We start from the raw sequence: 15,171 nt of genomic DNA on the forward strand, positions 1-15,171 counted from the left end.
TATAGATTTTCGAATGTCGGCGACGCATAGGCGTCTGGGAAAATTAATGAGCAATTTCAGCGATATCATGAGCTATGTTGGCCTCAGCACCAAAGAGGCTGCAGCGGCATTGAATGTATCGGAAGATGAAATTGTTCGCTGGTGCAACACGAATGAGGCGCCGCCACTGCACATCTGGCAGGGGTTGGTGAAGATGCTCGACGAAATCCGCTTTTCCGCCGAGGAAGCAGCAAAATCCGCTGATCTGGATCAACTCGACGCGTCCGATCTCAATCGGGTCAAGTTGATGGTTCCGGGGCAGGCGGCATCAGAGTTCGCCGGCCCAAAACGCGCTGCGACCGCCCTGGCCGTGGCGGCGCTTGCCCGCGTGTTCGTTTAAAGGACGTTCCGGGCTTCCTGCCGGTTTCAAGGATTTGGGGGGCCGATACCCAGGTGCCTGCCAAGATCTTCTGCGGTAACCGGTTTCGGGAGCTTGGCGAACCTGTCGCGAAAAGCATTGGAAACCGGGTCCTTTTCCGGCAGATGTCCGGAAACAGCCACAACCCTGCAGTCCTGATGCGTTTCCAGCGCCTCCTGCACCAGCGACCAGCCGGAATGCCCGTCATCAAGTTGCAGATCGGTTATGACGGCTGAAAGCGGCCGGTCGGACCGGACCTGAAGCAGCGCCTCGTTGTACGAATGCGCGGTGACGACCGAATACCCGAGATCTTTCATGAGCAGGGTGATCGCCCTGGCCGACTTGACGTCATCGTCGACGACAAGCACCTGCTCCTGATGGGAAGGGAGGGGCTGCTGTCTGCAAGGCCCTGCCTGCTCGGGAAACAGCAGGGTGACGCAGGTTCCCTGCCCGGGGGTGGAGTCGATCCGGATCGACCCTCCGGACTGATGCACGAAACCGTGTACCATGGACAGGCCGAGACCTGTCCCTTCGCCATCGGAGCGGGCGGTGAAAAACGGTTCGGCCGCCTGCCGGAGCGTGTCCATATCCATCCCGCAGCCATCGTCCCTGACCGAAAGCGCAATGCGCCCGTCCGCCTGCCTGGCAACGCCGATCTCGATCTCGCCGCGATCGGGGATCGCCTGACCGGCATTGACGCAAAGGTTCAGGATGGCGCTTTCCAGCTGTCCCGGATCGATGCGGGCAAACATCGGCCCGTCATCGCATGCGATGGACAGGGCAACCGTTTCCGGCAACGCCATGGACAGAAGATCCTCCATTCCCTCGGCGATTGCGGCGATATCGGTCTGTTGTGGCTCCAGATGCTGTTTGCGGGCGAAGGCCAGCAGGCGTTCAATCAGGGACACGCCGAGTTCCACCGCATCGTTGATGCGCGCACGCAAGACCGATGCCTTTGGCGACAACTCGCCTTCCAGCATGTGCAGGTTGCCGGAAATGGTGGACAGGATGTTGCCGAAGTCATGCGCCACTTCGCCGGTAACCTTGCCCAGGCTTTCCACGCGCCGGATTTCCTCAAGACGCTCGTCGATGCGCTTGCGTTCCGTGGTCTCGGAAAACAGCCACACCGATCCGCCATCGGGCAGCGAAGACTGGCGGACTTCCAGGACGTGCCCTGAGGCATCGGCATATTCGCCGAACCCTGCGCGGTCGTTTTCATTCGCGCGCCGCTTGAAGGCGGATCTCCCGATCAGCTCATGCAGCGTGAGACGGCCATTCTCCCGGGCCGGTTCCAGCCGCAGAAGTTCGCGTACCCGGCCGTTCTCTGCCAGGATCTGCCCCGTGGGCGACAACACGGCGACGCCGTCGCTGATGTTCTGAAACACCGTGATGAACAGTTCGTTGCGCTGCCAGACTTCCCTGGTCTTGCGTTCCAGTCGCAGGGCGTTTGAGCGGAACTTGCGGAACGCCTCCGACAGCTGCCCGATTTCATCGGAAGAACTGCTTTTCTTCGAAAGCCGTGCCTTCAGGTCGCCAGCGGCAAGCCGGCGCATGACATCGGTGATCCGGTGAAGATTGGCAGTGACATATCTCGAGACGAACAGGGCGGACATCGCGGCGACGATCATGCTGATCACAGTGAGCACCACGATCACAGCCTTGGCGAAGGTGAGGCTCGTGGTCGTCCTCTCGCGTGAGGCCTGCAGTCTGACCTTGGCGTCTGTGACCTTCTGCAGCGCATGGGCGTTCACCTGGGCAACTTCCGTACGGATGCGGAAAAGCGCGTTTTCCGCATCCAGCTTCGCCGCCAGTTCGGAATAGCGGAGCGAAAACAGGTCGCCCCGGTTGCGCACGGCACCCTCGACCTCCGCCAGCGCTGCATTCACGTAACGCGGCGGATCGGCGTCGATCTCCTGGCGGATACGGCGATAGTTGCTCTGGTGTTCGCCAACCTTGATCAACTCGCGGCTGCGCAGGGCGCCGGTGGCGGCCATGACGAGCTGTTGCAGCGATGACCAGGCCTGGCGTTCCTGCGGCGACGCCGCGGAGGCCTGGGCCAGTGTGCGGAAGCGCCTTTGCAGGCGTTCGAGATCCTGATCGATCAGCGCAAGGGTCGCCGCGTATTTCACCTGCGGGGCCATGGCCCGGACGAGATCGTCAATAGCTGCATGGATCCGGGCAAGCGGCATCGCCACGTCCGGATCGCCTCCGCCCAGTTTCTGGATGTGTTCCAGCGTCTGAAGGATTTCCGCAGCCTCGCTTTCCAGTTGGAAACTCGGGCTCAAGGTCATCAGAAAGGGAGCTGAAGTCGCCAGTTCGGACGCACTGCCGGAAAGTTCAAGCGCATCGGACACCTCAATCAGCGTCTGGTCATGAAACGTCGCGAGCCGGTCCTCCGCACTGTGGAGGGTCATCAGGGCGATCGTCCCGATCACCATGATGACGACCAGCAGGAGCCCGATTGCCGAAAGCAGCAGCAGCCGGATACTCGGTTGCCTGATGCGGGACGCCTTCATGTGCCCTCGGCCTGAAGCACAAAGATGTAGCCTTGCCCTCTGCGGGTCTGCAGATGGACGGGTTTTGACGGCACACTCTCGATCTTGCGGCGCAGGCGCAGGATCAGGACATCGATGGTCCGGTCCACATAGCGCTGCATGTCGCTGCCGATCTCCTGCATGAGCTCGATGCGGGGAATGATGCGCTCGGGGTTTTTGACGAAATACTCAAGCAGCACGTATTCCGCATTGGTGAGCGGGATCTCGTCGCCGTTGCGGTCGAGAAGCTCCCGGCGTTTGAGGTTGACCCGTTTGTCGCCGAAGGCGATCTCAGGATCCTTGCCGGCTTTGGGGGCTGCGGACAACCCGTGGCCGTAGCGGCGCAGAACCGCCCGGATGCGCGCCACCAGTTCGCGCGGGTTGAACGGTTTCATCAGGTAGTCATCGGCGCCGGTTTCCAGACCGATGATCTGATCGATCTCATCGCCCACGCCCGTCAGCATGACGATGGGAAGTTCGTGGAACTCGCGGATGTGAATGGCCAGTGACAGGCCGGATTCGCCCTTCAGGCGCAGATCGATCAGCGCGAGGTCGAAATCTTCCGGATTGCCGAACGCCTTGAACCCGGCGCTGTCGGCAAATGCGACCGGCGCAAAGCCGCTTGTCTCCATCAATGCGGAGAGGGTTTCGCGCACATCTGCATCGTCGTCGACGATGGCGATTAGCGGCCGTGCCGCGTTTGCGTCCATAGCATTGCTCTTCTGCAATTCCCTGAGGTGTCAGTGCGCCTGATCGGGCAAATGGCCCTTTGAGCACGCTCTTCCTCCCGCAATTCTGCCATTCCGGCCACTTCATATTCGTTCATGAGGTCCAGACCTAGCATGAAGATCTGAGCGGGGAGGGCGGAATCTCGTTACATTTGTTTCAGCCGGAAACCCGGCGCTGTAACATTGTTAACAAAAAAGGCCGGGTGCCTGTGTTCTGTTAACATATCTCCGCTCGCTTTCCTCCGTTTCCTGTCGCTAGCCTGAGGGCGATCTTTCAAGGTGCCTTGCAGCCTCTGCCTGGCGGGATCGATCCATAATGGGAGGAAAATATGAGAAACTTGTTGGCCCGGCTCGGATCCGTGGCTTTCGTGGCCGGTTTTGCCATGACGGCGGCACATGCCGCCGATTGCGCAAATCAGGGCGCACTCGACAGCATCTATTGCGATGCGAACGGAGACCTCGTCGCCGATGCGCCGGCGGATCCGGCCAAACTGAGCAATCCCGACACGCTGGTATTCGCCTATACGCCCGTGGAAGACCCTGCGGTCTATGCGGATATCTGGGCGCCTTTCATCGAGCATCTGGAAAATGTCACCGGCAAGGATGTCCAGTTTTTCGCCGTGCAGTCCAACTCCGCCGAAGTTGAAGCCATGCGGTCCGGCCGTCTGCATATCGCCGGTTTCTCCACGGGGCCGACTCCCTTCGCGGTGAACCTTGCCGGCGCGGTGCCATTCGCGATCATGGGCGGGGATGACGGTCAGTTCGGGTACCGCCTGCAGGTCTTCACCCAGGCCGACTCGGACATCAAGACACCCGCCGATCTGGCCGGTAAACGCGTTGCCCATACGTCGCCGACATCCAACTCCGGCAACCAGGCTCCCCGCGCCCTGTTCCCCGCGCTCGGCGTCGTGCCGGACGAGGACTACGAGGTCATCTATTCCGGTTCGCACGACCAGTCGATGCTGGGCGTTGTGGCCGGTGATTACGATGCTGCTCCGGTGGCCTCCGAAGTTGTGGAACGCATGGCCGATCGTGGCCTCTACGATACTGCCGATGTCCGGCTTATCTGGGAAAGCGATCCGTTCCCGACCACGTCCTTCAACTACGCCCACGATCTCGATCCGGCGCTGGTTGAAAAGGTCAAGGAAGCTTTCTTCAGCTTCGACTTCAAGGGCAACAAGCTCGGCGAGGAGTTTGAGGGCGTGAGCAAGTTCATCCCCATCACCTACAAGGATCAGTGGGCCGTCATTCGGCAGATCCAGGCCAGCAATGGCGTCGAATACACCCCGCAGGGCCTCGCGAAATAAGGTCTCCTGCTTTCACGGCCCGCTGTCTGCCGGACAGCGGGCCGCTTCATTTGGGGAAAAACATGCTTAAAATCAAAAGCCTTGTAAAACGATACGGGGCAGGGGATCCGGTGCTGAAGGATCTCAACCTCGAGATCGAGGGTGACCAGGTCGTTTCGGTCATCGGCTCTTCCGGTGCGGGCAAGAGCACGCTGCTGCGCTGCATCAACCGGCTGGTCGAACCCACCTCGGGCACAATCTCCCTGAACGGGACCGATTTTACCGCTCTCGGCAAGCGTGACCTTCGCATCGCCAGACGCCGGGTCGGGATGGTTTTCCAGAGTTTCAATCTGATCGACCGGCTCACGGTCATGGAAAACGTGCAGAGCGGACGGCTCGGATACATTTCGACCTGGGCAGCCTTGACCCGCCGCTATCCGAAGGAGGATATCCGGCGTGCGTTTGAACTGATGGAGCGCGTCGGCATCGCTCATTATGCCGACAAGCGCGCCGATGAACTGTCCGGCGGCGAACGCCAGCGTGTCGGCGTTATCCGGGCGCTGATGCAGCAGCCGGAAATTCTGCTGGCCGACGAACCGACGGCATCGCTCGATCCAAAGACGTCCGAGCAGATCATGATGCTGCTGCGCGATCTGGCAAACGAACTGAAGTTGCCTGTCATCATAAACATTCACAACGTGCATGAGGCCAGGGAATTCAGCGACCGGATCGTCGGCATGCGCTACGGACGCATCATTTTCGACGACCTGCCCGAGGCGCTTTCCGAGGAAGCCATGCATGACATCTATGCGGGCATCCCGCATGCGGACCGGCAGGTCGAAGGCGAAGCGGCATGACGGCCGTCAGGAATCATTGGCGCAAGCAGCCCTTCATCGCCAGCCCGCTGCTGCGCTACGGCCTGTATGCGGCGGTGATCGCTTATGTCGCCGTGACGGTGACGACGTTGCCAATCGACTGGACGCGCGCCTCGCAGGGCCTGGAACGCGCGGGACGGATCTTCGGCGGTGCGTTTCCACCCAGCTTCCAGCGCAGCGGACTGCTCATCGACGGCTTTCTCGAAAGCCTCAAGATCGCGCTTCTGGCAACCGTGGGCGGGGTATTCCTGTCGATCCCCATCGCCTTCATGGCCGCCAGGAACATAGCGCCTCTGCCAATCTACTATCTGGGCAGGGGCATCATCGTCGTCGCGCGCAGTTTCCATCCGGTGATCGTGGCCATCGTCTTCGTGAAAGCTGTCGGCTTCGGCCCCTTCGCCGGCGTTCTGACCCTCGTCGTCTATTCCATCGGTTTCGTGGCGAAGCTTCTGGCCGAGCGGATCGAGGAGATTGATCCCGGTCCCGTGGAGGCGATGAAGTCCGCGGGAGCCCCCTTCCTTTCCGTACTGATCTATGCCGTCTTTCCGCAGATCATGCAGCGCCAGATCGGCCTGGGCATCTATCAGCTCGACAGCAATCTCAGGGCATCGGCCGTTGTCGGCATCGTGGGTGCCGGTGGCATCGGTGCCACGCTGGCCAATGCCTTCGGCCGCTACGACTACGATTTTGCCCTCGCCATCACGATGGTCATCGTCGGGGTCATCCTGATTTCCGAAGCCGTCAGTGGTGCAATCAGGAAGCGGATAGCGTGATGGAACAGCTAAGTTTGCACGAGTGGTCGCGCTACACGCCGCGGCAGCGGTTTCAGCGCTACGCTTGTTTTGCCCTTGCGACGCTGGTCGTTGCCTGGGCGCTGGGCAGCGTCAACATTGTCTGGGCCTGGGTGTGGGACGCACCGAACCAGATGGGCGACCTTTTCAGCCGCATGGTGCCGCCCGATCCGGCCAATCTGGATCAGATCCTCAGCGCCCTGCTGGACACGGTCAATCTTGCGACGATTGCAACGGCGCTGGCGGTGGTGCTGGCGCTACCCGTCGCCTATATCGCCGCCCAGAACACCACGCCGAATGCGGTTACCTTATGGATCGGCCGGTTCATTCTGGTCTCCTCACGGTCCGTCAACACGATCATATGGGCGCTGCTTTTCGTAGCCATCTTCGGTCCGGGCATCGTTGCGGGCATTGTCGCCATCATGTTCCGGTCGATCGGTTTTCTCGGCAAGCTGCTGGGAGAAGCCATCGAGGAAATCGACCCCAGGCCGGTCGAAGCCTTGCAAGCCTGCGGCGCGTCTCATTTCAAGGTCGTGCTCTATGCCATCGTGCCTCAGGTAATGCCGACATTCTTCGCCGTCAGCATCCTGCGCTGGGACATCAACCTGCGTGAATCGACGGTCCTGGGGCTCGTCGGCGCCGGCGGCATCGGTGTCATCCTGCAAGGGGCCATCGACACGTTCAACTGGCAGGAAGTGTCCACGGTGCTGATCGCCATTATCGTTCTTGTGGTGACCGGCGAGGTCGTATCCTCGTACCTGCGGCGCAGGATCCTGTAGGCACGGAGGCGTGAGATCTCCAGATAACATCGGTTTCCGGCCTTCTGGTCGCAGGACCTGATCAGACGGATCGTGTCGCAGCGGGGGAGATAATCTTCCCCGCTGTTCGTTTCACCATGGGCAAGGCATGCATCCGCACACAGAAATTCGCCCTGAAACAGACCGGGCTTTCTTGAACTTTTTTCCTTTTCAGCGATGATCTTGAGAACAGGCGGTGCGGTCCGTTGATTTTGCGCGAGACGCGGGGCTGTCTGGTATTGCCGCGCCGCGTCCCGACCAGATGGTCGGGGTCCGCGCCCGGCCTGCTCTAAACCCGAGAAGGCTCCGCCATGACTGAAACGCTGAAGGGACTGGTCGCGGCGCTCGTGGCTTTCGCCATTTTTTCCAGTCATGATGCCGTCATCAAGTCGCTCGGTGGGGCCTATCCGGTCTTCCAGATCATCTTTTTTTCGATGCTGTTTGCCTTCGTGCCTATGTCGATGATGATGCTTGCGGACAAGGCGGTCGATAACTTTCGTCCCCGTCATCCCTGGCTTGTTCTGCTGCGCTCGTGCCTCACCATCTTGTCCATGTCCTGCGCGTTTTACGCCTTCACCACGCTGCCTCTGGCCGAGGTCTATGGTCTCTTGTTTACGATGCCGCTTCTGATCACCGCCTTCTCCGTGCCCCTGCTTGGCGAGACCGTGAGGGCGCAGCGGTGGGCGGCGGTTGTTGTCGGATTGATCGGCGTGCTGATCGTCCTCAGACCCGGTATGGTCTCCATGTCACTGGGGCATCTGGCCGCTCTGACGGCTGCCTGCGCCAACTCCCTGGCGACCATCCTGATCCGCAAGCTCGGTGGGCAGGAACGCTCCGCGGTGCTGATCCTGTATCCGATGATATTGTCGATGGTCGCGATGTCGCTGACCCTGCCGTTCATCTATGTGCCCGTCGATCTGACCGATCTCGGCCTGATGGCCACCGTCGGCTTCCTTTCGGTGACGGCCCAGCTCTTTATCATCGGAGCGTATCGTGCGGCGCCCGCCGCCGTGGTCGCGCCGCTGCAATACAGTCAGATCCTCTGGGCGAGTTTGTTCGGGGTGCTGTTCTTCGCCGAGATACCCGACATGTATGTTGCCGTCGGTTCCGCGATAATCATTGCCTCCGGCATCTTCGTCGTCTGGCGTGAAAGCCGGGAAAATGTCTCCATGCAGACACCGGTTCTGCGGACAGCCAACCCGCGCTTCGACACCGGCCCGCAGCCGAAGTAGTGCCAAAGAGCGTTTCACCGAGGAGCCGGTGGCGTATCAGTCCAGCCGTTTCTTGAACCTGAAGGCGGCAACCGCGAGGCCGAGCACGAAGAAACCGCACATCCACAGGACGTCGCGGTACAAGTCGAGAAGGCCCGCGTCCCGGAGCACGAAGCCGCGGACCATGCGCATGAAATGCGTCGCCGGAAGCACTTCGGCGATATATTGCGCGGCCAGCGGCATGCCTTCATAGGGAAACATGAAGCCGGACAGAAGGATCGACGGAACCAGCAGGAACACGGTCATCTGCGTGGCCTGCAACTGGGTCTGGGCAATGGTGGAGAGCACAAGTCCCAGCGACAGGCTCGCGCCGATGAACAGCAGGGTTCCGACCAGAAGGTCGAACGGCCTCAGTCCCAGGGGAACATTGAACAGGAAATACCCTAGTCCCAGAATGATCGCGGTCTGCAGGAGGCCGATGAAGATATAGGGAATGATCTTGCCGATCATCAGCTCCATCGAACGAACCGGGGTATTGATCAGCATTTCCATGTTGCCGCGCTCACGCTCGCGCACGATGGCGGCGGAAGTGAACATTATCATCGTCATGGTGAGTATGATGCCCACCAGCCCCGGCACGATATTGACGGCCGTCCGCTGTTCCGGATTGAAGAGCAGGGCGACCTCGAAGGTTGGTGTGGACCGGTTCGGGGCCTGCCGGAACATCTCGGAGAGCGGCATGTTGCGCAGGCCCTTGATGGCCCCGGCGATCATGGTGTCCGAACCGTCGACAATCCATTGCGCCACCGGACGGCTGGTTTCTTCATCACTCGAGGGGGGCGTCTCGAACCCGGTCGCCGGGGAGCGCACGATGCGCTGGGCAAGGTCGTCTGGCAATATGAAGGCAGCCCGCACGCGCGCCGATTTGATGGCCGCTTCCGCCTCTTCGATCGTATCGTAACGTTCGATGACCTCCACCACCCGGGTGGCTTCGACCATCTGGATCAGGATGCGGCTGATGGCTGTCCGGTCCTGGTTGACGACAGCAATCGGGATGTCGCGGATATTGGTGTTGATGGCGTAGCCAAACAGGATGAGTTGTATCAGCGGGATCATGATCACCATGCCGAACGTCATCCGGTCGCGGCGCAACTGCGCCAGTTCCTTGAAAAAGATGGCGGCAATCCGGGACAGCGATCTCATTGGCGTCCCTCCCCGGTTGCGGTGACGAAAACGTCCTCCAGAGTGGGCCGCACCTTTTCGATCAGGCTGGCGCCGCCGGTCTCCTGTTTGGCTTTCAGGAAGCCTTCCGGATCGGCGATGTCGTCCTTGACAAGCACCCGCAGACGCGCGCCCAACTGGGCAGCGGCCACGATGCCGTCAGTTCCCAGAAGCTTGCGCCGGATATCGCGCAGGTTTGCGCCTTCGATTTCAACCACATTGGCGCCCATGGCGGCCATCAGGTCCTTGGGCGAGCCGTCCGCGCGCTTTTTCCCCGCTTCCATGATCGCGATCCTGTGGCAGCGCTCGGCCTCATCCATGAAATGGGTGGTGACGACAATCGACGTTCCCCCCTCGACAAGGTCGAAAAGCTGTTCCCAGAAGTGACGGCGCGATTCCGGATCGACGGCAGAGGTCGGTTCGTCCAGAAACAGCAGCTGCGGTTCATGCAGGACCGCAGCCGCCAAGGCGAGACGCTGGCGCTGACCACCGCTCATCTTGCCCGCGAAGCGGCCCTTGAGATCAGTCAGCTCATACCGTTCCATCACTTCGCCGATCCGCTGTTTCCGTTTCTTGCCGGAAAGACCGTAGATCGTCGCCATGAACCGCAGGTTTTCCTGCACCGTCAGATCGCCGTAGAGCGAGAAGGTCTGTGTCATGTAGCCGATCTTGTATTTCAGCGTCTCCGCGTTCTTGGGCACGGAAAGACCGAGGACCTCGACCTTGCCCTCTGTCGGGGTCAGAAGTCCGGTCAGCATGCGCATCGCCGTGGTCTTTCCGCAGCCGTTGGGGCCAAGGAAACCGTAGATCATGCCGCGCTCGATGGTCAGATCCAGGCCATCGACGGCTTTGAAATCCTTGAATTTCTTCACGAGGCCTTCCGCTCGAACGACGACTTCAGGCTTGTCCGCGCTCACGGCAGCAGCACCTGCGCCGGAACGCCATTCGGCAGATCGGACGCGCTGTCCGGCAGCAAAACCTCGGCGACATACATCAACCGTGCGCGTTCCGTCTGGTTGAGCGCGTAATAGGGCGTGAAGGACGGTTCCGAGCTGATCCAGCGAACGGAGCCTTCGATGAGTTCTTCCAGGCCATCGACGCGCACCTGCAGCTTGTCGCCTTCCTTGACCTTCACGCGATAGGGTTCAGGCACGTAGACGCGTGCATAGGGCGCCGCACCCGCAAGCAGAACCGCGACCGGACTGCCCTGGGTGACCCGTTCGCCGAGGTTCCACGGCAAATTGTCGAGCAAGCCGTCCCGCGAGGCGGTGATCGTCAGTTCGGCGAGAATCGTCTCCCGGGTCTCGAGGCTGGCTTCCGCCGCCGCGAGTTCCGCCTTGGCAATGGAGAGGTCCTCCGGCCGCGTGCCGGCTATGAGTTCCTTCAGTTGTTCTTTGGTGCTCTGTAGCGTGGCCTCCGCGGCGTCGCGGGTGGCGCGGGCACTGTCGAGTTGGGCCTGGCTGGTGGTGCCACGGCCGGTCAGGTCCTTGACCCGGTCAAAGGTGCTTTGTGCATCGAGCAGCGACGCCTTGGCTCCGGCAACATCCGCCCGGGCCTTGGCAATGACCTCATCGCGGGCACCGTTTTCCAGCTTGTCCAGATTGGCCTTCGCCTTCTGCACTTCCGCGCGGGCCTGATTGACGATGGCCTGCTGCTCCGCCGGGTCGAGTTGGGCCAGAACGGTTCCCTTCTTCACGAAGGTTCCCTGGGCGACCGGCAGGTCGATCAGGACCTGGCTAGCGGTCGCCGTCAACGCCACCCGGTCCCGCTCCAGCGTGCCCAGCGCGACATTGCCGTCCTCGCCATTGCAGGCGAGCAGCAGCAGACAGACGGAAACGGCAAGGGCAGGGCGCAGAAGGGATGACAGCATGAAAACCTCCCTGAGGGGTGATGCGTTGGCGGGAGAAAAAGAGTGGCGGCGACTTTAGCGCGCCCGAGGAGCGTGCACCATGGCTGGAACCGGAAAATCCCGGGAATGCGACATGGAACGGGCTGTCTCGTTGTTTCACGGTCCACGACAGTCAAGGCAATCAGGCAGGAAACCAAAAATATGTATGCAGAAACATTGATTATATTGGGAACAAAGGCGTTCCGGACGCCGAAAGGGCGCTTCTGTGTGTTGTCCCGGTCCGGCGGGTCAGCAGCAAGGCCGGAGCCTGTTGGCTGTCGGGGCTGAGACCGGAACAAACGTCAATTCGGCGAGGACCAGGCCTCTTCAGGAGTTTACGCCCTAGCTGGCGCGTTTGAAGACGTTGTACCAGCGCTTCTGAGGTACGGCGATTGCCCGCTCAAGCAGTTCGGCGGCATAGAGCGAGGCGTTTTCCTTCGCCTTGGCGACGCCGGATACCTGCTTGGGATTAAGATCTGCCAGCCCGCCGCCGAATTCGAACAGATCACGGAACGCGGCGCGTTCGACGATCGGCGTCATCAGAACATCGATATCCTGGGCGCACAGGAAATCCTGCACGGCTTTCATCGCGCGCGTCGTCACGGCGGCATTGGTGCGGGTGAGGACCACGCAATGCTTGATGTCGTGGCTAACGATTTTTTCGAGTTTCTTGATCAACGTAAGGATCTTGGCTCCGCCGCGCGCATCCATCGACGAGCCCTGGATCGGCACCACAACCAGGTCGGAGACCGAAAGCGCGTTGGCAACGATCAGGTTTTCGGTGCCCTCAAGGTCGACGATGACGTAGTCGGAGTTCGTGGCGGCATAGGTGATCTGCTCGGTGATCGAAGCCGGTGAGATCTGGTTCACCACCGTGATACCGGGGCAATTCAGGGGCAACTCATGCCATCTGGAGATCCATTTTTGCGGGTCGGCATCGAAAATGGTCACGCGCTTTCCCCGTGCGGCAACTTCTGTCGCCAGCAGCAATGCGGCGGTGGTTTTTCCGGCGCCGCCCTTTGCGTTTGCGAAGGAAATGACTGGCATTTTGGTTCTCCTGAACTTGCCGAGCATCGTCTTGCGATATGGTCTTTATTGGACCTGACTGATTGGCAGTCTTGGAAGTTTATGGTTACCAAATAATTAAATTCGCATATTGGGGATCTCTTATTCAGAAAGTCTTAGGACTTTCGGCAAATATGGCGGAATGACCTGGAGAAAAATCGCAAGGTTCGGCGATTGGCGATTGAAGTAGTTGAGGTTCAGGAGCCGATGACACTGTGTGAAATGTCCTCCGGATGAACGGCGATTGAATCGTCAGGTGTGGCATCTGCAGCCGGCAATCCGGGTCTGGCCGGGACAGGAATGTGCGTGGATTACCGTAGGGCTGCCGATTGCATGTACCGGGGGTGCCGCGTAGGCTGTGGCCATACGGGATCGATCCCCTGATCTGCTTCGACAAAGGATGCTTCATGTCGCACCGGTTCCCGGCTGTCCGCTCCGTCCGTTTCGCCCGGAACCTTCTGCTGGCGGCCACAGTCCTGCTTGCCGGAACTCTCGGAGCAGCCGAGGCCGAAGCCCTGAAGCCCTACAAGGACCGGCTTTTCCGCTACAAGAACGTCACCGAAAGCCTCTATGACGGTGCCTTTATTGTCGTGGAATACTCCAAGCAGCGCGACCTGCGCGACCGCGACGAGGTCGACGAACGCAAAGTCTTCGGCAATTACGTCTCCTATCGTCCCAAGCGGGGGAGGGGTAGTGCCGAGCTGACCGCCAACGGGCGGACGGTAAGTTATATGGGCAGCGGCAAGTGGAAGGGCGGCGCCAATACCATCGTCATCTACGTGCACGGCCAGGGCGGCAACCGCTTCCAGGGCATGAACGATGTCTCCTTCGGCGGCAATTTCAACCGTATCCAGAACCTGATGGCCCGCAACGGCGGAGCCTATCTCACCGTCGACGTCAAGGATTTCGACGGCCGGGGTACGGGCGATGTGGCCGCGCTGATCCAGCACCAGAAACAGTTGTCGCCCCGGGCGAAGGTCGTGGTCGCTTGCGGCTCAATGGGCGGCATCATCTGCTGGAACCTTCTGAAGAACGGCAACACTGCCCGGATGCTGAGCGGCGTCCTGCTGCTCGGCTCTCCTAGGGATCCCGGGTTTCTTTCCTCCGGAGCACTCTCCCGAAACGTGCCGATCTACATGGGCTACGGCACCCTGGACAGCGTCTACAACTGGGAAACCCAGGCCAATTTCTTCAAGCAGATCAAGTCGGCGGCGCCGAACTACCCGATCTGGTTCACCCTCTTCGACACCGGCACCCACGGCACCCCCATCCGCATGACCGACTGGCGGCTGGTGCTCAACTGGATGCTCAGGTGAGTTTCCAGGCAGATCGGCGCCTCACCACGCTGTCCCGGCCCTGAGCCGGGACCTGCTTCCGTCACAAGGATGCTCGACGAAGATCAAGTGATCTGGAGCGATCCGGGTTATCGAACGCGGGTCTCCGGCATCACCCGCAACAACCCCTCCGCCAGATGATCGAACACGATCCTGATCCGCCGGCTGGTGTGCAGTTCCCGGTGGGTGACCAGCCAGATCGGGAAAGTGATCGGTTCGACATCCTCGAAGGCGGGCACGATGTCGGGAAATCGCGCGGCGATCTCGTCGGCCATGATGGATAGGCCGAAGCCCTGTCGCACGAATTCCCAGGCGACCACGCCATTGGGAGAACTCAGCCGGATATTGGCCTCTCTGACATCGAGGCCGAAGGCGCGCAGGTAGATGACCAGTTCCGCATTGTTGTCGAAGCCGATGAAATCGAGCGTCGGGGCGTCCGCCTTTGTGAGCTTCCGGCCGTGACCCTCCACGAACGACCGGGCACCGAAGATCCGGGCTGGGGCCTCGCGTATCTTGCGGGCATAAAGGTCCGGATGGTCCGGTTGCACATGACGGATCGCGATGTCCGCCTCCCGCCGCCGCAGATCGCTGAGACTGTTTGTGCACAGGAGCCTGATTTCCACGCCGGGCGCCTTCTGGCGCAATTCGGCCAGGATATCGGGAAGCACATGCGCTGCCATGAGATCGGTTGTCGAAATTGTAACCAGCCCCTCGATCTGCTGCGATTTGCCGGAGGCGGATAGCGAAACCCGGCCGGCGGCATCGCCCATGGTGCGAACATGTTCGACAAGTTCCACGCCGGCTTCAGTCAGGACAAGCGATTTGGCGACCCGCTCGAACAGCGTCACACCAAGAGTTTGCTCCAGCGCTGCGACCTGTCGGCTCAGGGTCGGCTGGGTCAGCCCGAGTGCGCGGGCCGCTGCCGACAACGTCCCTTCCTCAGCGGTCACGAGAAAGGCGCGGGCCTGATTCCAGTCGAAGGTGATATTCTGCCAGTTCATGCAAATATGTATATCACTCAGGCAAATTTTCGCAATTTACCTT

At 60.5% G+C, this 15,171-nt stretch carries 14 protein-coding genes; 7 read left to right on the plus strand and 7 right to left on the minus strand.

All coding sequences use genetic code 11. From position 1 onward, the window contains the following. The first annotated feature begins 46 nt into the window (after positions 1–46). Positions 47–379 carry a helix-turn-helix domain-containing protein gene (locus OA90_RS14855; protein WP_068413235.1) on the plus strand — a complete coding sequence of 111 codons (333 nt, stop codon included), beginning with the start codon at positions 47–49 and terminating at the stop codon, positions 377–379. A 26-nt stretch (positions 380–405) separates the two neighbouring features. Here OA90_RS14855 and OA90_RS14860 read toward each other — a convergent pair whose 3' ends face one another. Both OA90_RS14860 and OA90_RS14865 read right to left on the minus strand, forming a co-directional pair. After that, complete coding sequence (locus tag OA90_RS14860) at positions 406–2,913, minus strand: ATP-binding protein (protein WP_068413240.1); 2,508 nt, start codon at positions 2,911–2,913, stop codon at positions 406–408. Continuing rightward, positions 2,910–3,641, minus strand: a complete 732-nt coding sequence (locus OA90_RS14865) for a response regulator (protein WP_068413243.1) — start codon at positions 3,639–3,641, stop codon at positions 2,910–2,912. The genes OA90_RS14860 and OA90_RS14865 overlap by 4 nt, the downstream gene beginning before the upstream one ends. Positions 3,642–3,988: 347 nt before the next feature. Between OA90_RS14865 and phnD the strand changes: the two genes are divergently transcribed. The 5 genes from phnD to OA90_RS14890 all read left to right on the plus strand — a co-directional run bounded on the left by phnD (position 3,989) and on the right by OA90_RS14890 (position 8,640). Next, complete coding sequence (gene phnD, locus OA90_RS14870) at positions 3,989–4,966, plus strand: phosphate/phosphite/phosphonate ABC transporter substrate-binding protein (protein ID WP_068413246.1); 978 nt, start codon at positions 3,989–3,991, stop codon at positions 4,964–4,966. A gap of 62 nt (positions 4,967–5,028) precedes the next feature. Then, entirely contained in the window at positions 5,029–5,802 is a 774-nt protein-coding gene (gene phnC, locus OA90_RS14875; protein WP_068413249.1) for a phosphonate ABC transporter ATP-binding protein, read from the plus strand. Next, positions 5,799–6,593 carry a phosphonate ABC transporter, permease protein PhnE gene (gene phnE, locus OA90_RS14880; RefSeq protein WP_068413253.1) on the plus strand — a complete coding sequence of 265 codons (795 nt, stop codon included), beginning with the start codon at positions 5,799–5,801 and terminating at the stop codon, positions 6,591–6,593. Before phnC ends, phnE (OA90_RS14880) begins: the two co-directional genes overlap by 4 nt. Next, on the plus strand, positions 6,593–7,390 hold the full coding sequence (phnE, locus tag OA90_RS14885; RefSeq protein ID WP_068413256.1) for a phosphonate ABC transporter, permease protein PhnE: 798 nt from the start codon (positions 6,593–6,595) through the stop codon (positions 7,388–7,390). Before phnE (OA90_RS14880) ends, phnE (OA90_RS14885) begins: the two co-directional genes overlap by 1 nt. A 329-nt stretch (positions 7,391–7,719) precedes the next feature. Continuing rightward, positions 7,720–8,640 (plus strand): DMT family transporter, encoded by a 921-nt coding sequence (locus OA90_RS14890; RefSeq protein WP_068413259.1) that lies wholly within the window; start codon positions 7,720–7,722, stop codon positions 8,638–8,640. 36 nt (positions 8,641–8,676) lie between these two features. Here the strand turns inward: OA90_RS14890 and OA90_RS14895 are convergent, their stop codons facing one another. The 4 genes from OA90_RS14895 to OA90_RS14910 all read right to left on the minus strand — a co-directional run bounded on the left by OA90_RS14895 (position 8,677) and on the right by OA90_RS14910 (position 12,775). Then, positions 8,677–9,822 (minus strand): ABC transporter permease, encoded by a 1,146-nt coding sequence (locus OA90_RS14895; protein WP_068413262.1) that lies wholly within the window; start codon positions 9,820–9,822, stop codon positions 8,677–8,679. Beyond that, the gene (locus OA90_RS14900) at positions 9,819–10,757 is read right to left on the minus strand and encodes an ABC transporter ATP-binding protein (protein WP_068413265.1); all 939 of its coding nucleotides are present in this window, start codon (positions 10,755–10,757) and stop codon (positions 9,819–9,821) included. The genes OA90_RS14895 and OA90_RS14900 overlap by 4 nt, the downstream gene beginning before the upstream one ends. Next, a complete protein-coding gene (locus OA90_RS14905) occupies positions 10,754–11,710 on the minus strand; it encodes an HlyD family efflux transporter periplasmic adaptor subunit (protein ID WP_068413269.1) in 957 nt (318 codons plus the stop codon). The genes OA90_RS14900 and OA90_RS14905 overlap by 4 nt, the downstream gene beginning before the upstream one ends. Before the next feature lie 360 nt (positions 11,711–12,070). Next, entirely contained in the window at positions 12,071–12,775 is a 705-nt protein-coding gene (locus OA90_RS14910; protein ID WP_068413640.1) for a ParA family protein, read from the minus strand. A 425-nt stretch (positions 12,776–13,200) separates the two neighbouring features. Here OA90_RS14910 and OA90_RS14915 point away from each other — a divergent pair, with 425 nt between their 5' ends. Continuing rightward, positions 13,201–14,109: an alpha/beta hydrolase gene (locus OA90_RS14915; protein WP_068413271.1), complete on the plus strand. Its 909-nt coding sequence runs from the start codon at positions 13,201–13,203 to the stop codon at positions 14,107–14,109. A gap of 107 nt (positions 14,110–14,216) precedes the next feature. Here OA90_RS14915 and OA90_RS14920 read toward each other — a convergent pair whose 3' ends face one another. Next, positions 14,217–15,128, minus strand: a complete 912-nt coding sequence (locus tag OA90_RS14920; protein ID WP_068413275.1) for a LysR family transcriptional regulator — start codon at positions 15,126–15,128, stop codon at positions 14,217–14,219. Positions 15,129–15,171: the final 43 nt, after the last annotated feature.

Origin of the sequence: Labrenzia sp. OB1, from assembly GCF_001624695.1 — a bacterium.
In the GTDB taxonomy this organism is placed as follows: domain Bacteria; phylum Pseudomonadota; class Alphaproteobacteria; order Rhizobiales; family Stappiaceae; genus Roseibium.